Origin of the sequence: Micromonospora sp. NPDC023814 (assembly GCF_040639595.1) — a bacterium.
GTDB lineage: Bacteria > Actinomycetota > Actinomycetes > Mycobacteriales > Micromonosporaceae > Micromonospora.
Genome location: NZ_JBFAAF010000071.1, coordinates 20,744 through 37,128, shown reverse-complemented (window position 1 = coordinate 37,128; position 16,385 = coordinate 20,744). Strand labels below are relative to the sequence as shown.

16 protein-coding genes are annotated in these 16,385 nt (G+C 71.1%); 3 read left to right on the top strand and 13 right to left on the bottom strand.

Translation table 11 applies throughout. The features are described 5' to 3' along the window. Positions 1–91: 91 nt before the first annotated feature. The 9 genes from AB0G14_RS28440 to AB0G14_RS28400 form a co-directional block, all read right to left on the bottom strand. Entirely contained in the window at positions 92–955 is an 864-nt protein-coding gene (locus AB0G14_RS28440) for a hypothetical protein (RefSeq protein ID WP_357702566.1), read from the bottom strand. A gap of 14 nt (positions 956–969) precedes the next feature. Continuing rightward, positions 970–1,629: an HAD-IA family hydrolase gene (locus AB0G14_RS28435; protein WP_357702564.1), complete on the bottom strand. Its 660-nt coding sequence runs from the start codon at positions 1,627–1,629 to the stop codon at positions 970–972. Positions 1,630–1,836: 207 nt separating this feature from the next. Then, positions 1,837–2,604 carry a GntR family transcriptional regulator gene (locus tag AB0G14_RS28430; RefSeq protein ID WP_357702562.1) on the bottom strand — a complete coding sequence of 256 codons (768 nt, stop codon included), beginning with the start codon at positions 2,602–2,604 and terminating at the stop codon, positions 1,837–1,839. A gap of 74 nt (positions 2,605–2,678) precedes the next feature. Then, a complete protein-coding gene (deoC, locus tag AB0G14_RS28425; protein WP_357702560.1) occupies positions 2,679–3,386 on the bottom strand; it encodes a deoxyribose-phosphate aldolase in 708 nt (235 codons plus the stop codon). A gap of 42 nt (positions 3,387–3,428) precedes the next feature. Further along, the gene (gene rbsD / locus AB0G14_RS28420; protein ID WP_357702558.1) at positions 3,429–3,884 is read right to left on the bottom strand and encodes a D-ribose pyranase; all 456 of its coding nucleotides are present in this window, start codon (positions 3,882–3,884) and stop codon (positions 3,429–3,431) included. Continuing rightward, entirely contained in the window at positions 3,881–5,425 is a 1,545-nt protein-coding gene (locus tag AB0G14_RS28415; RefSeq protein WP_357702556.1) for a sugar ABC transporter ATP-binding protein, read from the bottom strand. Before AB0G14_RS28415 ends, rbsD begins: the two co-directional genes overlap by 4 nt. Before the next feature lie 4 nt (positions 5,426–5,429). Beyond that, positions 5,430–6,449, bottom strand: coding sequence for a substrate-binding domain-containing protein (locus AB0G14_RS28410; RefSeq protein ID WP_357702554.1), 1,020 nt, complete (start codon positions 6,447–6,449; stop codon positions 5,430–5,432). 58 nt (positions 6,450–6,507) lie between these two features. Beyond that, complete coding sequence (locus AB0G14_RS28405) at positions 6,508–7,530, bottom strand: ABC transporter permease (protein WP_357702552.1); 1,023 nt, start codon at positions 7,528–7,530, stop codon at positions 6,508–6,510. A gap of 12 nt (positions 7,531–7,542) precedes the next feature. Then, on the bottom strand, positions 7,543–8,454 hold the full coding sequence (locus AB0G14_RS28400; protein ID WP_357702550.1) for a ribokinase: 912 nt from the start codon (positions 8,452–8,454) through the stop codon (positions 7,543–7,545). A 581-nt stretch (positions 8,455–9,035) separates the two neighbouring features. Here AB0G14_RS28400 and AB0G14_RS28395 point away from each other — a divergent pair. Continuing rightward, positions 9,036–9,893 carry a hypothetical protein gene (locus tag AB0G14_RS28395; protein WP_357702548.1) on the top strand — a complete coding sequence of 286 codons (858 nt, stop codon included), beginning with the start codon at positions 9,036–9,038 and terminating at the stop codon, positions 9,891–9,893. Between the two features lie 271 nt (positions 9,894–10,164). On the opposite strand, the gene AB0G14_RS28390 is transcribed toward AB0G14_RS28395, so the two are convergent. After that, the gene (locus AB0G14_RS28390; protein ID WP_357702546.1) at positions 10,165–11,424 is read right to left on the bottom strand and encodes a M20 family metallo-hydrolase; all 1,260 of its coding nucleotides are present in this window, start codon (positions 11,422–11,424) and stop codon (positions 10,165–10,167) included. Beyond that, on the bottom strand, positions 11,421–12,446 hold the full coding sequence (locus tag AB0G14_RS28385) for a pyridoxal-phosphate dependent enzyme (RefSeq protein WP_357702544.1): 1,026 nt from the start codon (positions 12,444–12,446) through the stop codon (positions 11,421–11,423). Before AB0G14_RS28385 ends, AB0G14_RS28390 begins: the two co-directional genes overlap by 4 nt. Positions 12,447–12,536: 90 nt before the next feature. Here AB0G14_RS28385 and AB0G14_RS28380 point away from each other — a divergent pair, with 90 nt between their 5' ends. Further along, on the top strand, positions 12,537–13,436 hold the full coding sequence (locus tag AB0G14_RS28380) for a LysR family transcriptional regulator (RefSeq protein ID WP_357702542.1): 900 nt from the start codon (positions 12,537–12,539) through the stop codon (positions 13,434–13,436). A 101-nt stretch (positions 13,437–13,537) separates the two neighbouring features. On the opposite strand, the gene pepE is transcribed toward AB0G14_RS28380, so the two are convergent. Both pepE and AB0G14_RS28370 read right to left on the bottom strand, forming a co-directional pair. Then, complete coding sequence (pepE, locus tag AB0G14_RS28375; protein ID WP_357702540.1) at positions 13,538–14,278, bottom strand: dipeptidase PepE; 741 nt, start codon at positions 14,276–14,278, stop codon at positions 13,538–13,540. Positions 14,279–14,321: 43 nt separating this feature from the next. Next, entirely contained in the window at positions 14,322–15,146 is an 825-nt protein-coding gene (locus AB0G14_RS28370) for an IclR family transcriptional regulator (RefSeq protein ID WP_357702538.1), read from the bottom strand. Positions 15,147–15,312: 166 nt separating this feature from the next. Here AB0G14_RS28370 and AB0G14_RS28365 point away from each other — a divergent pair, with 166 nt between their 5' ends. Further along, on the top strand, positions 15,313–16,320 hold the full coding sequence (locus AB0G14_RS28365; protein WP_357702536.1) for an ABC transporter permease: 1,008 nt from the start codon (positions 15,313–15,315) through the stop codon (positions 16,318–16,320). Positions 16,321–16,385: the final 65 nt, after the last annotated feature.

The following is a 16,385-nucleotide window of genomic DNA, read 5'->3' as shown; positions in this document are numbered from 1 at the left end:
CTCTGCCCAACGTCATCCCAGCAAACTAGCAGAAATAGATGCAAAACGATGGCCGCCACGCTGATGGCAGCCATCGTTTAACACCAGTCACCTAGCCCCGGTCCGGATGTCCCCTCGGCGGCCCCCCGGCCCCCTCGGAGCGCTGCAGGTGGGTGCAGTGCGCAACGGTGGCGTCGTCAGGGACCCGAGCACCGGGGGCTCCGGAGGTGCGGGCTTCGGCCTGCCGGACGCGGCGGATGATCTCGGCCGGCCCGTACGCGCCGAGCAGGCCCAGTACGCCGGGCCAGTCGGTCCGGCCGTACGGGCTGACGATGCGGCTGGCGCCATTGCTGAGCAGCGCGACGCTGCCCAGGTCACGAAGCGGCCGGCTGCCGGTCACCGCCTCCTCCGCCGCGTGCGGATCGTCCTTGGCGATCCAGTAGCCGCCCGGCTGGTTCCGGCGAGCGCGCAGTGCCTCGACGCAGGAGTCCCGGATGCGGTCGTACTCCGGTGTCCCCCTGGGAACGCCGTCCAGGGGCGCCGAGCAGGTGCGCCTGGCGTTGGCCTCACGCTCGTCGGTGATGACCTGCGGGCCACCGCGGAGCTGGTCGAGGACGAGGAAGGAGTCCGCGAGCAGGAGGTAGTCCAGGCGGTCCCGGTGGGCGCGGACGATCACCACGGTCGCCTGCGGGCTGCTGGGGTTCGTGATGTCGCAGGTGCCGCGGTGGTCGGCGGCTATCTCGTCGATCGCGGTGGCGAGGATCGCCGCGAGGTCTCGCCCGTCGGCACGCGACAGCAGGCCGAGCAGCGCACCGCCGAGACGGTGCGTGTACCAGGCGACACCGTGGGAACAGATCGGCCCGGTTCCCGGGATACCGGCGCCGTCCAGCAGCACGGCAACGCCGGGAACGGCGCCGACGAAGTCCTCGTTCGGCTGGCCGGCCCTGCCGGCGCTGGTCGCCATGCTGACGCGCACTCATGGCCTCCCAGTCAGGTGGCCGGCACCGCGAGCAGGTCGAGGACCTGGGCGGGTCGGTGGGCCACCGCCGGGACGTCCGCCGCAGCCGGGGAGGTGTCGCACCAGCGGGCGTGCACCGCCAGTGCTCCCGCCGCCTCCGCGCACGCGAGGTCCACCGCGGCGTCGCCGACGTACGCGGTCTCGGCGACGTCGACGCCCAGGCGGCGGCAGGCCAGCAACAGCCCGTCCGGCGCGGGCTTCGGCGCGGGGACCTCGTCACCACAGACCACGACCGGGAACAGCCGGTCGAGCCCCGTGCGGGCCAGCACGAGGGTCGTGCTCCGTCGTGGGGCGGCGGTGAAGATGCCGAGCCGGCAGCCGGCCCGGTCGAGGTCGCCGGCCAGGTCGAGCACGCCGGGGAACGGTCGTACGTCCGCGACCACCGCCTCGAAATGGCGGTGGAAGCACTCGAGGTCGGGGGCGGTGACGGGCCGTCGCAGGAAATGGGCCAGCACCACCGGCGTGGCTCCGATGTGCCAGGTGGAGACGACCGTGGCCGGCGAGACGTCCGGCCCGCCGAGGGCGCGGATCGTGTCGACGTACACGGTGGGAGCGATCGTCATCGTGTCGACCAGGGTGCCGTCGAGGTCGAACACGACCGCGGCCGGGCCGACGCGGGGCGGCCGGTTCACGTACGGTTCCGGCGGGTGCGGTTCACCGGCCGCCGCTCAGCCGTCCGTGGACCCGGGGCCGCCATCCCGACCCTGTCCCGCCCGACCCCGCGGTCACCGCTACCGACGCGCACGCGCACCACCACGCCCGCACCGTACGCGGCCAGCCGCCTCCCGTCGAGAACCAATCCCTGCCTCGTGGCCGGGGCGTCGGCGGTGAGGTGCCTGTCAGCGACGGGAGAGCAGGGAGGTGACCCGCATCCGTTCGCTGTGGATCCACACGTCGGAGTACTCGATCGGCCGGCCGTCGTCGAGGTAGGTGATCTGCTCCAGGTACAGCAGCGGGAAGTGCTCCGGCACCTCCAGCGCCGCCGCGATCCGTCCGGTGGCGGCAGTCGCGCTGAAGGTACGCCGACCGGTGCTGATCTTCAGCCCGTACTCGTTCTCCAGCAGGCCGAACAGGGAGCGGTCGGCCAGGTCGGCCAGGTCCAGGCCGGGAGCCAGGTCGACGCGTACGTAGTTGACCAGCCAGGCCACCGGGCCGGTGGAGGTGGAACGGAGCCGCTCCAGGCGGAGCACCGACTGGCCGGGGCGCAGGTCGAGCAGGGCGGCCACCGGTGACGGCGCGGCCATGACCTGGTGGGTGACCACCTGGGTGGTCATCGAGATCCCCTGCCGGGCGAAGTCCTCGGACAGGGTGGTCAGCTTCTGCGCGATCGAGGGCTCGATGGCGGTGGAGGTGACGAAGGTGCCACGCCCCCGGACCTGCACCAGCAGGCCGTCCCGGATCAGAGTGGACAGGGCCCGCCGCAGGGTGCCCCGGGAGATGCCGAGTTCGGTCGCCAGTTCCGGTTCGCTGCGCAGTCGGTAGTGCGGTGGCCACTCGGCGGACAGGATCCGGGCCCGGATCTGTTCCGACACCTGCGCGTGCAGGGGCACCGGCGCGTCACGGTCGAGGTGCTCGGACGCTCCGGACGGGCGCAACTGGTCGGACATGTCACCTTCCATGAGACTCCGCCGCCCCTCGACCCCGGCCGCACCTGGCGCCGTGGTCGAGGGGCGCCGGACCGTCAGTAGCTCGTGGTCTCTTCGTTGGTCGTGTCGGTGACGATAGCGACCCCGGCGCTGGTGCCGAGCAGCACCGCCCCGGCCCGCAGCAGGGACACGGCCTGATCGAAGGACTTGATCGCGCCGGAGGCCTTGACCTTCACGCCCTCCGGCGCGCGGGCCACCAGGTAGGCGACGCTCTCCGGGTTCGCCACCTCGATCGCGCCGCTGCTGGCGTTCTTCAGGATAGCCGCACCGGCCTCGATGGACAGTTCGACGGCCGCCTCCCGCTCGTCCGGGGTGAGCAGCGGCAGTTCGAGCATCACCTTGATCGGTACGCCGGACGCCCGGACCACACCGGCGATGTCCTCGCGGAACGCGTCGTACCGCCCGCTCTTGAGCCAGCCGAGCTGAACCCCGATGTCGATCTGGGTCGCGCCGGCCCGGACCAGGCTCTCGGCCTCGGCGGCCTTGCCGGCGCTCGTGGTCACCCCGACGGTGGGGAAGTCCAGCGCCGAGGCGACCTCGACGCCGGTGCCGCGCAGGACCTCGGCGACCTCGGGGACCCAGGAGCCCGGCACCATCGCCGCGTTGAAGCCGTATCGGACGGCCTCCTCGGCGTGGGCCACGATCCGGTCCCGGGTCACCCCGGATTCGATCAGGGTGTGCTGGATGTAGGGGGCCAGCGCCGCGGCGGTGAGGTCGGCGTCGGTCAGGGTGGCAGTGCTCACGTTGTTCTCCAATGTCGGGTACGTCATGGGGCGGCGACGCCGCTACATCCGGTCCTGGTAGTAGTCGGGCACGATGACTCCGGGCTCGTCGAACCAGCGCGGGACGTCCACGCCGCAGATCAGCCCGACGTTGCCCCACGGGTTGAACGCCCCGGTCCGGACGATCGCCTTGGCCTGGTGGGCCAGTTCGCCGAGCATCTCGGCGTGCGGCCGGGTGGTCGTCGGTACGCCGGGGAAGCGCTGCCCCAGCCACTGGGCGAGGGGCTTGTTGTGGGTGGTGACGTCCTCGGCGACCACGACGCCCTCGACGATGATCTCGTCGGCGACGAGGTCGAGCACCGTGGTGAGCTTCGGCAGGTCCTCGGTGACGGCCAGGTCGATGCGGTGAGCGGTGCGCGGGATCGGAAAACCGGCGTCGACCACGAGCAGCAGATCGGTGTGGCCCAGGGTCGCCAGCACCCCGGACAGTTCGGCGTTGAGCACGCCCCTGCGTTTCATGCCTTCTCCTTCATGGTGTGCGCGCCGGTGGCCAGGGCCATCACCGACTCCTCGGTGGCCTCCGCCGCGGGAATGACGCCGACCAGGGCGCCGGCGGCCATGACGGCGATCCGGTCGCTGACGGTCAGCAGTTCGGGCAGGTCCGACGAGGAGACGACGAGCGCCACCCCCTCGTCGGCCAGGTTGCGGAACAGCCGGTAGATCTCCGCCTTGGCGCCGACGTCGACGCCTCTGGTGGGCTCGTCCAGCAGCATCAGCCGGGGCTCGATGGACAGCCACCGGGCCAGCAGCGCCTTCTGCTGGTTGCCGCCGGAGAGCTGCGTGATGCCCTGGGCGGTCGTCGACGTCTTCACCCGCAGCTCCCGCGCGCGGGTGTCCGCGTCACGACGCAGGGCCCGCCGCTGCAGCAGGCCGAAGCGCTGCCGACGGCCCAGGGTCAGGATGTTGACGTTGTCGGCGACGCTCATCGTCGGCAGGATCCCCTGCTGCCGGCGTTCGCCCGGCAGGTACGCCACCCGGGCGGCGATGGCGTCCCGCGGCGACCTCGCGGTGAACGTCTCCCCGTCCAGTGACAGCTCGCCGCCGGTCACGGGGTCGGCGCCGAAGATGCCACGCAACAGCTCGATCCGGCCGCTGTCGGGCAGGCCGGCCACGCCGACCACCTCGCCCGGGGCGACGTCCAGGTCGACCCCGGTGAAACCGGCGCCGGAGACGCCGCGCAGCCGTAGGCGCGGGGTGGCCGTGGCGGCGGGCGCAGGGCTGTCGTGCCGGCTGAACTCGGCGGCGAGTTCCCGGCCGACCATCGCGGCGACCACCTGGTCGGGGGTGACCTCCGCGGTGGGCCAGTGCCCGACGTGCCGACCGTCGCGCAGCACGTGGATGTGCTGGGAGAGGGCGAACACCTCGGGCATCCGGTGCGAGACGTAGAGCATGGTCACCCCGTCGGCCCGCAGCGACCGGATCACCTCGAACAGTCGTTCCGACTCGGCGGGGGAGAGGATCGACGTCGGCTCGTCGAGGATCACCATTCGCGCCTCGCGCGCCAGGGACCGGGCGATGACCACCAACTGCTGGGAGGCGGCGTCCAGCTGGCGGATGCTGCGCCGGGGGTCGACCCGCAGGCCGAGCCGGTCCAGCAGTTCCGCCGCCCGCTCGTCCATCCGGCGGCGGTGCGGGAAGGGACGGGATCCCGGTTCGACGCCGAGCAGGATGTTCTCGGCGACGGTCCGGTCCTGGGCGAGGGCGAGCTCCTGGGGCACCAGGGCGACCCGGTGCCGGCTGAGCAGCGTGGCCGGGTCGTACCGGTGGACCTCCTCACCGTCCACCCGCACCGTGCCGGTGGTGGGGGTGTCCAGCCCGGCCAGGATCTTCATGAGGGTCGACTTGCCGGCACCGTTCTCACCCATCACGGCGGTGAGGCTGCCGGCGGGGACGCTGAGGCTCACGTCCTGCAGGGCGCGGACGGCTCCGAAGTGCTTCGACAGACCCGTCACCTCGACGGCGGCCGTCGTCGGGGCGGCGATCGTGGCCGGGCTGGTCATCGGCTCAGCCCTCCACCGGCACGGTGGCCACGGTGTCGCGGGTGACCACGAGCGCCCCCGTGTCCACGTCCTTGATCTCGGTGCCGTTCTTCAGGAAGTCGGCGAGCAGCTTGACCGCCTGGTAGCCCTGCTCGGCGGGGCCCTGGCTGATGGTCAGGTCGACGACGCCGCCCTTGAGGTACTCGACGGTCTGCGGCTGCACGTCGAAACCGACCGCGTGGATCTTGCCCGCCTTGCCCGACTGCTGGAGCCACTTGGCGCCGGCGGTGAAACTGCAGCAGTCGAGGGAGACGAGGGCGATCGCGTCGCTCTGCGCGGCCATCGTGGACTCGATGGTGTTGTAGGCCGCGCTGGGCTCGTTGCCGGTGTTCACCGGACCGACGATCTGCACGCCGGAGTCCTTCAGCCCCTCCTGGAACCCGGAGAAGCGGTCGTTGGACCAGCCGGCGCCGGAGTCGACGGAGACCACGACGACCTTGCCGGTCTTGCCCTTGAGCACGCCGAGCAGTTCCTTGGCCAGGGAGCGGCCGGAGGCCACGAGGTCCTGGCCGACGAAGCCCATCTGCTTGGACTCGGGGTTGTTGGTGTTGAACGAGATGATCGGGATGCCGGCGTCGTACGCCTGGGCGATGATCGGCTTGAGGGCGTCGTTGCTGGCCGAGGAGACGGCCAGGCCGTGGATCTGCTTCTGGTTGATCAGGGTCTGCAGCTCGCTGACCTGGTCGGCGGGATTGCCGCCCGACGGGCCGATCATCTGCGCGTCGACGCCGAGTTCCTTGGCGCCGCGCTCCATGCCCTGGCGGATCGGGACGGCGAAGGCGAGCGACGGGTCGTGGTAGCTCAGCTTGATCTTGAGCGGCTCGCCCTTCTCGACGGCTTCCTTGATGTAGTCGGCGAGCTTGAAGCCGCCGCTCCCGGCGGAGGCGGTGCTGGCCGGGGTGATCGCGCCGCAGGCAGCGTTCGCCACCAGCGCCAGGCCGAGGGTCGCGGCGACCGCGATCCGACGCCCGAGGGAGAGCTTCATCAGGGTGACTCCTTGCGGTGTGGGGGACGGGGGAGTGCGGGGTGGGTGCCGGCGAAGGTCACCGACGTCCGGAGCGTCTGCGCAGCCAGGTGTCGGCGGCCACGGCGAGGATGATCACCGTGCCGGTCGCCACCGTCTGCCAGAAGGAGGAGATGCCGCGGAGGTTGAGGATGTTCTGCAGTACGCCGATGAACGCGACGCCGATGACGGTGCCGAGCATGGTGCCGGACCCGCCGAACAGGGCCGCGCCACCGATGATCACCGCGGAGATGGCGGTGAGCTCCATCCCGGCGCCGGTGACGCCCTGCACGTAGGAGAGGAAGGACAGGCCGAGTACGCCGGCCAGACCGGCGAGGGTGCCGGAGAGCATGAAGGCGGTGACCCGCACCCGACCGGTCTTGATGCCGCACAGCCGAGCGGCCTCGGCGCTGCCACCGACCGCGTAGGTGTTGAAGCCGTAGCGGGACCGGGAGAGGACGATCGTGCCGAGGACGGCGACGAGGGCGAAGATGACGAGCTGCATCGGCAGGACGCCGAAGAGCTTGCCCTGACCGAGCAGGTTGAACTCGGCGACCTCGGGGTCGTTGGCGGACAGGGAGATCGGCGACCCGCCGCTGAGCAGCAGCGTCACCCCTCGGAAGACACTGAGGGTGCCGAGCGTGACGATGAAGGACGGGATGCCGAACCCCACGGTCAGCAGGCCGTTGAGCAGGCCGGCGACCGTGCCGGCGGCGATCCCGGCGACGGCGGCCAGCGGCCAGGCGACGTCCGAGGTCATGAGCAAACCGCAGACCACGGCACCGAGGCCGTAGATGGAGCCGACGGACAGATCGATCTCGGCGTTGATGATGACGAAGGTGACGCCGATCGCCATGATGCCGATCTGCGCGATCTGTTGGCCGACGGTGAGGAAGTTGCTGGTTCCTACGAAGCCCGGAGCGACCAGGGTGCCCAGCGCGAAGAGCACGACCAGGGCGAGGAGGGTGCTCGACTCCCGGGCGTGCAGGAATCGTTGGAAGGGTGAGGGGTTACGGGAAGCGGCGACCGCCGTCTTCACGGGAGGCGCCGCCTGAGCGGTCATCTGGGCCATCTCTCATCTCCTCAACAGGGCCGCGACATCGTCCGGGCGGGGCAGGGCGGGAATGACCTCGGCGATGCCGACGGTGTGGGCGCCGGCCGCGGCGGCGAACCGGACCGCCTCGGTGAGGTCGTCGCCCCGGACCAGGGCGACCGCGAGCGCACCGGTGAAGGCGTCGCCTGCGCCGGTGGTGTCGACCACGCGGGGCACGGTGACGGGCGCGACCCGGGACCGCTGCCCGTCGGAGTCCACCAGGGCGCCCTCGGCGCCGAGGGTGAGCACGAGGGTCCCGGCGTAGCGGGTCCGGAGCAGGTCCACCAGCTCGTCGCCGTTGGCCGGGTCGTCCGGGTCGCGGCCGGTGAGCACCCGCGCCTCGCTGGCGTTGGGGGTGAGCACGTCGATCCACTCCCACGCCTCGTCGGGCAGGGCCACGGCCGGGGCGGGGTTGAGCAGGGTGCGGACTCCGCGTTCGTGGGCGGTACGCAGGGCCGCGACCGCGACCGGCAGGGGAATCTCCAGGCTGACCACGACCAGGTCCGCCGCGGCGATCCGGTCGGCGAACCCGTCGACGTCGGCGAGGGTCAGCTCGTCCAGGGCTCCGGGCGCGATCGCGATCCGGTTCTCGCCCTCCTCGTCGACGAGGATGATGCCGACCATGGTGGCGGCGTCGGCGGTGCGGACACCGCTCGCGTCGATTCCTTCCTCGGCCCAGAGTTGGCGCGCGGCGGCGCCGAACTGGTCCGGCCCGACGGCGGTCAGGAAGCTGACCTCCGCACCCAGGCGGGCCGCGGCCACCGCCTGGTTAGAGCCCTTGCCCCCGTGCCCCGAGGCGAACCTGCCGCCCGAGAGGGTCTCACCCGCCACGGGCATCCGGGGCACCTGCATGGTGAGCCCGGCGCCGTAGCTGCCGACCACTGCAATCTTCATCCTGGCCTCTTGTTCATGGACAACCATGTACAACTTGGCGGCGACCATACGGGCGGCTCGACAGAGGTGTCAATAGCTCCGGGGCGTTCCCCCGAAACAATCCGGAAACGGGTCGCAGGCGGACGGCACCGGGGCCGCGACCAGGCCAGCGGGTACGGGGCCGGCGCGGTGAACCACCGGCAGCGGCGGTCGCGGCGCGCCTCCGGCGCCGCCCCGGGCCTCGGCGCGAAGGCCGCCGAACTGGTGGAACGGTCCCTCCCGGACACTCTGGGACGGGCTCCGTCGCCGCGTGCGCCGACGCGCGTGGCGGGAGGTGCCGCCCTCACCCGAGGGTGAGGGCGGCAGAAGGCGCTGGAGTCCAGCCCGTCGAGCAGCAGCAGGTGATTGAGCTCGTCGTCGAAGAATGTCGCCGGAACCGGGGCCGCGGACCCGGGTCGTTGCGACACGTGCCGATTGGCCAGAGATGTCGCGGGCGGCTCTGGTCAGCAAAAATCCACTTGACTCATGTATAGCGATCGATGCCTCTGGTGCGGTACTGCTGTTCCTTGACAACAGAAACACCTGGCAAACGGAGGCGTGCCATGCTGACAACTCGTCGTGCCCTTACGGCGGCCGGCGCAGCGCTGCTGCTGGTGGCGGCTGTGCTGATCGTCGTGGTGGGATACCACCGCACCGCCGAAGCCGAGCGGACGACGCTGGCGGCAGCGGCGGCCGGCCCGGCCGCGTCGGCGCTGTCGGACGAGCGCCTCCGTGAGGTCCTGCTGCCCAAGGCCGACCACCCCGCGGGTACCGAGCTGGTGGAGATGTCGTTGGCCGACGCGGGTAAGTTGTTCGAGCCCGACCCCGACGTCACCGTCTCGCCGGTGGCCTGCCTGGGCTCCCTGCAACTGGCGATCGGCGAGCAGAGTCGGGCCGCCGGCGGCTGGATCCAGGTCGGCAGCCGGCGCGACGCCGACAAGGGCGCCACGGGCAGGTTCACCGCGACCGTCGAGGAACTGCCCGAGGGGCTGGATCTCGCCCGGCTCCGCGAGGCCGCGGGCACCTGCACGTCCGGCAGCATGACCTGGCGGTCGCTGAAGGTCGGCGCCCGGATCACCCTGGCCGAGGTGCCCGTGCCGGCGCTGGACGGAGCCGCGACGTACGGGCTGCAGTCGACCATCACGTTCACCGGCCTGACGCAGCAGCAGTTCGCCCAGCTTGTCGCGGACAGTTGCTCGATCGAGGCGGCGTCGGCCGTCGTGGCGGTCGGCTGGACCTGTGACGAGGGCGCGGAAACCGTCACGGCGGTCAACCAGCCCGCCGGGGACTTCACCGTGCGGCAGTACCAGCTCTACGTGGCCCGCGGAAGCCACTACCTGGAGATCTGCGAACCGGACCTGGCCACGGCGATCTCGATGTCGGAGACGCTGTACGGCCGGTTGCGCTCGGTCGTCGAGTGACGTGGGCCCGGTGACCTGGCTCGACCTCCCGCGCCGCGGGGCGGCCCGGCCGGGTCACCGGCGCCCCGCCGGACCGCGGCCCCTCGCGGACACCGTGTCAGCCTGCCTCGGTGCCGGCCGGGGGCGCGCTGGACTACCTGGGTGCGTAGTCCGGCGGCTCGTCCCCGGTCGGCGACAAGGCCGCGACGTTCGCCTCGCCGGCCGTCGGCCGGGTCGAGGCCGGGGTTGACCGGGCCGCTGCGCAGAAGGGCGTCGAGCAGGTCCAGGACGGTCATGGCTGGTCAGCCAGTCGGAGTACGGCGTTGGCGAGGACGTCGGTGCCGTTGCCGCAGGCTGTGGGGTTGGAGTACTCGCGGGGCGTATGGCTGATGCCGCCGTTCTCGCCGGCCACGAACACCATGGCGGTGGGGCAGATCGCGGAGATCTCCTGGGCGTCGTGGCCGGCGCCGGACATGGTGCGCACGTACGGCAGACCGAGGTCGTCGGCGGTGGCGGCGAGCACCTCCTGGATGCCGGGGTGGAAAGGGACCACGGCGGTCTTGGCCATCCGTTCCCAACCGACCTGGACGCCGTGGTGGGCGGCGAGCTCGTCGACGTAGCCGGCGAGGTGCTGCTCGGCGGAGGTCATGTGGTCGTTGTCGGGGTTGCGCAGGTCGATGGTCAGGGTGGCCTGGTGCGGGATGACGTTGGTCTGGCCTTCGCCGATGCCGAAGTTCCCGATGGTGGCGCGAAGCTGTCCGAAGTCGCCGCTGTCGCACATCCGTCGGGCCTCGACCACGACGTGGGCTGCGACCAGCCCGGCATCGTGTCGGGACTCGATGGGGGTGGTGCCGGCGTGGGCGGCCTCACCCCGGATGGTGAGCCGCTGCCAGGAGATGGACTGAACGCCTTCGACGATGCCGATGTCGACGCCGGCGTCGGCGAGGATGGGGCCCTGCTCGATGTGGCACTCGATGTAGGCGTACGGGATGGCGCGCCGTTCGTGGGCGTCGCCGTCGAACCCGATCCGAACGAGTTCTTCCTTGACGGTCCTGCCGTCCCCGTCGGTGAGCTGGTGGGCGTGGTCGAGCGGGATGCGTCCGGCCGTCACGGCCGAGCCGAGCATGTCGGTGCCGAACCGGACGCCTTCCTCCTCGGTGAAGAATCCGACCTCGACGTCGCGCAGGGTCTCGATGCCGGCGTCGTTGAGGGCGCGCATCACCTCGATTCCGCCAAGCACACCGAGGGTGCCGTCAAAGGCTCCGCCGGTGGCGACGGTGTCGATGTGGGAGCCCATCAGTACGCACGGCAGGGACCGGTCGCGGCCCGGGCGGGTGGCGTAGACGTTGCCGATGCGGTCTACCCGCACCTCGAGCCCGGCCTCGAGCATCCACTGCACGCAGCGGCGGCGGGCTTCGGCGTCAGTGTCGGTCAGCGCCAGGCGCCGGACTCCGCGCAGCCCGGTCGCCTCGTCGTGGTAGGCGCCGATCTCCTTCATGTGCATCAGGGAGGCCCAGAGCCGGTCGCGGTTGATCCGGACGGTACGGGTCATCGAACGGGTCCTTCCGTACTGAGCAGCACGACTACGGCGTCGTGGCCGAGGTCGAGGGCGGCACGCCGCTGCGGGTCGGTGAGGACGGCCCGGACGCCGGCCAGGGTGGCCGCGCCGCTCGGGCCTGAGGAGACACCGAGCCGACCGAGGTCGTCGACGGCGCGGAGCGCCTCCTCGTCGCTGACGGCCACGGCTGCGTCGCAGCCTGCGCGCAGCACCGGCCAGGCGGAGCGGGACATGGTGCCGCAGTTCAGGCCGGCCATCGACGTCGCCGCGGTCGGCACCGTCACGGGCCGGCCTGCGGTCAGGCTGGCCAGCACGCATGCTGCGGCGTCGGGTTCGACCGAGAGCACGCTCGGATGCGCGGTGCCCGGGCGTCGGTAGTGCCGCACGACCGCCTCAGCCAGCGACCCGACCCCGACCGGGACCGCCACCAGGTCCGGTGGCCCCTCGATCTGGACGTCGACCTCCGCCAGCAGCGTCCGGTAGCCCTCCACGATCCAGGCAGGCACCTGCTCGTAGCCGTCCCAGGCGGTGTCCTGGACCAGTGCCCGGTCGGGATGCCCGGCGGCGAACTCGGCTGCCCGACGCACCGCGGCGTCGTAGTCTCCGCCCACCCACGCGACCTTCGCGCCCTCCCCGGTGATGCGGGCGGCGGTTTCCGGCAGCATCACCTCCGGCACGAACACGGTCGCCTCGACGTCGAAGTGAGCCGCCATGCGGGCGACGGCACGACCGTGGTTGCCGTCGGTCGCGGTCACCAGCGTGGCGCCGGGGCGCTGCTGAAGCACCTGGCGGCAGGCCCAGGAGGCGCCGAGCACCTTGAACGCCGGCAGCCCGAGTCGCGACGACTCGTCCTTCACCAGTACCCGCCCGACCCCAAGCTCGCTGGCCAGGTCGGGGACCGGAACCAGCGGCGTGGGCGTGTACCCCGGCAACGACCGGTGGAACGCGTACGCGTCACTCGGCGCGAACGAGCTGGTCCAGTCACGAGCGGCCGGCGACCGGTACCACGGCATCATGTGGACCATCGTCCCCGCCACAAACTCATCAGGTCCAGCGCGGAAACCAGCAAGATAATGTGAAGCAGACCTGATGCTTCGGGAGGCTCGGTGCTCGATCTTCGACGCCTACGACTGCTGCGCGAGCTTGCCCGCCGAGGCACCATCACGGCGGTCGCGGAGGCGCTGTCCTACAGCCCGTCCGCGGTCTCCCAGCAGCTCGCCGCACTGGAGAAGGAGACCGGGGCGCGCCTCCTCGAGCCAGCCGGCCGCCGGGTCCGGCTGACCGCCCAGGCCGACCTCCTCGTCGCCCACACCGAGCTGCTGCTGGAGGAGATGGAACGCACCCAGGCCGCACTCGCCCAGTCCCTGAACGAGACCGTCGGCACGCTGCGGGTCGCCGCCTTCCAGACCGCGGTCCTCAGGCTCGTGCCGTACGCCCTCACCCAGCTCGCGCAGCAACACCCGAGGCTGCGAGTCGAGGTGACCGAGCTCGAGCCCGAGGTCGCTCATCCCGCCCTCGTAGCCGGCGAGTTCGACATCGTCCTCGGCGAGGAGTATCCCGGCCACCCCCTGCCGCGGGCCCGGGAGACCGAGCGGCGCGACCTGCTCACCGACGAACTTCGGCTCATCACGCCAGCCGTGTGGAGCGAGCGGTCGTTGCCCAAACTGGCGTCGCGTCCGTTCGTGATGGAGCCCGTCGGCAGCACCGCCCGGGAATGGGCGACGGCGGCCTGCCGACAGGCGGGGTTCGAGCCCGACGTCCGCTACACCTCCACCGACCTGCAGATCCACCTGCGACTCGTCGAGAACGGCCTCGCAGCCGCCCTGCTCCCCGACCTGTCAGGTGCGGGTGACCGTCACAACGTGGTCTCGCACCCGCTCCACGGCCGTCCCAGAAGACAGATCTTCACCACCGTACGGCGGGGAGCAACGCGCCATCCCAAGGTCCAAGCGTTCACGGCCGCCCTCAAGGCCCAGCAGACTCCGGCCGGCTCGGACCGGGTGTGAGCCCATCCCCGGCCGCGACGAGCAGCACGTCGAGGCCGGTGGTGATCTTTGCGGACCTGCGGCACGTTCCGTAGATCTCCAGGGTGTCCGACTGATCGACCTCAGCGGCCGACGTCGAACGCAGCCACTCTCTCGGCGAGCCAGGTCACATCGGCGCCGCTCGCAACCTCGACCGGCTCGGATGCGCGGCAGAAGACCCGCCCTCCCGCGGCCACGCCGTCGAGCCGCATGGAACCGTCACTCACCCGCAGCCAGGTGCCCTCGCGCATGGCGAGTACCGGGACGTCGTTCTCCTCGAGGAACTGGGTGAGCCGCTCCTCCCGGGTCTCACCCTGGTGCGTCGAGGCCGGGTCCGGGTCGAGGTAGTGGGGGTTGATCTGGAAGGGCACGAGGCCGAAGGTCTCGAAGGACGGCGGTTGGACGATGGGCATGTCGTTCGTCGTACGCAGGCTCGGCGTCGCGACGTTGGTGCCGGCACTCGACCCGATGTAGGGCATTCCCTCGGACACCCGGGTGCGCACGACGCTGATCAGGTCGAGTTCGTGGATCGCCCTGACGAGACGGAAGGTGTTGCCGCCGCCGACGAAGACTGCCTCGGCGTTGCCGACGATGTCGCGTGGCGGGCCCTCGTGTGCTCCTCGGACGGTGATGCCGAGTGGCTCCATGGCCCGACGGACCGTGTCGGTGTAGCCGTCGTGGTCCGCCAGTGCGAAGGGGACGAACACGATGGAGCGCCGGCCGTCGAGTGCCTGGAGGATCGCCTCGCGCGCGTGCTCCAGGTAGGCCCGCCCGGGGGCCGTCGAGTTGGACAGGAGCAGGAGGCTCTGGTGGCCCTGGGTCATGGTGTCTCCTCGATGCGGCCGGTCTGGCTCGTCGGCGCGGTGTTCAGTGGGCTCGGACGGTCTTGGTCTGCCGGGCTACGGCGGCCGAGTTCGCCCGGTTGTCGAGCAGGGCGCACAGTTGCTCCGCGGCGGTCCGTAGCGCGGGCAGGTGGTCCCGGATGTCGTCGGGACGCGCCGGATGCTTGCTCTCGCCGAGGCTGAGCGAGCCGACGGGCCGCCCTCTGAGCATGATGGGAACGGCGAGTGCCCTGGTGGCGTAGTCGTATTCGCCCTCTGAGTAGGCGTAGCCCTGCGCGACGGTCTCGACGAAGAGCCGTTCGAGCTGGTGCTCGTCGACCTTCGTCAGCTCCGTGAACGTGGCGAAGACGCGACCGGAGATGAGGGCGCGTCGTTCGTTGCTGTCGAGGAAGGCGAAGTAGGCGCGGGAGGTGGCTCCCGCGTTGGCCGGGTACAGCTCGCCGACGAGCGGATGACTGCGCAGCGGTTCACCGCCGTTGACGGCGGCGACGCAGCGGACGTGGAGCCCGTCCGGGACGGCGAAGATGGCGGTGCGATCGGTCTGGAAGGCGAGCGGCTCGAGCACCCGCTGGGCCAGGGCGGCCAGCCCTCCCGTGCGCTCCCAGACGGCGGCCATCCGCCACATCGTCGGTCCGAGGCTGTAGCGGCGGGTCACCGGATCGGCGTTGAGGAAGCCGCGCGCGGCGAGGGCGGCAAGGAGCCGCTGCGCGGTCGACTTGTCGATGGCGAAGGCTTCGGCAAGCTCCAGGACGCCCCAGTCGCGACGCCGTTCGGTGAACGACAGAAGGACCTCCAGGGCGCGGTCCACGGTCTGGAGCGGCGAGCGGGGGCGGGCGCCGTTGTCTGACATGGGTCCTCCGGGATGGGTGGGACGGGTGTGAACCTACCGCACCCCGAGCCAGTTCGAGACGCTCTCTCACATACAGAGAAGGTATTGCGCATCGGCGCCGGGCGGACGAATCCTGGGTGGCGCCGAGACCAGGTCAGACCCAACAAAGCGCAGATTGGAGGTGGCCGTGAACCACGTGGTGCGACGAGTCCTCGCGATGATCCCGGCGCTTCTCGGCGTCGTGCTCTGCATCTTCCTTCTCACGCGCGTCCTGCCCGGTGACCCGGCCCGGACTCTCGCCGGGGAGCAGGCCGACCCGGCGACCGTCGAGAAGATCCGTGCCGAGATGGGCCTCGACCAGCCGCTGGTCGCCCAGTTCGTCTCCTACGTGCGCGGCCTCTTCGCCGGCGACTTCGGGTTCGCCTGGCACACCGGGCAGCCCGTCCTCACGGACTTCGCCTCGCGGCTGCCGGCGACGGTCGAGCTCGCCATCGTGGCGATCCTCATCTCGCTGCTCGTGGGGGTCCCGATCGGTGTCATCAGCGCGACGCGTCGCGACCGGCCCATCGACCACGCCAGCCGCATCTTCTCGCTGGTCGGGGCGTCGATGCCACTCTTCTGGCTCGCCCTCATCGTGATCTTCGTCTTCTACAACAAGCTCGGGTGGGAGCCGGCTCCGCTGGGCCGCATCGCCCAGGACGTGAACCCACCGACCTCGATCACGGGGCTCTACGTCCTCGACTCGCTCCTGACCGGTGACCTGGTCGCGCTCAAGTCGTCGCTGGCCCACATCATCTGGCCGGCCCTGTGCCTCGCCACCGGGAGCACGGCGATCATCGCCCGGATGACGCGCTCCGAGATGCTCGAGGTGATCAACCAGGACTACGTGCGCACCGCTCGCTCCAAGGGCCTGCCGCCGGCCAAGGTCATCCTCAAGCACGCGTTGAAGAACGCCGCCCCGGTCATCGTGACCGTCGTCGGCCTCCAGTTCGGCCAGCTCCTCGGTGGCGCGGTCATCACCGAGACGGTCTTCAGCTGGCCAGGCATCGGCGCCTATGTCGTGCAGTCCGTGCTCGCCACCGACTATGCGCCGGTCCAGGCCTTCACCCTGCTCGCCGCGGTCATCTATCTGACGGTCAACCTCTGCGTCGATCTGTTCAACGCCCGCCTGGACCCGAGGATCGAGAATGCCTGACACCACCGTGTCCGCGACCGCGCGGGGCCAGCGGGTCGCGTCGCCCGAGCGGGCGACCGCCAAGC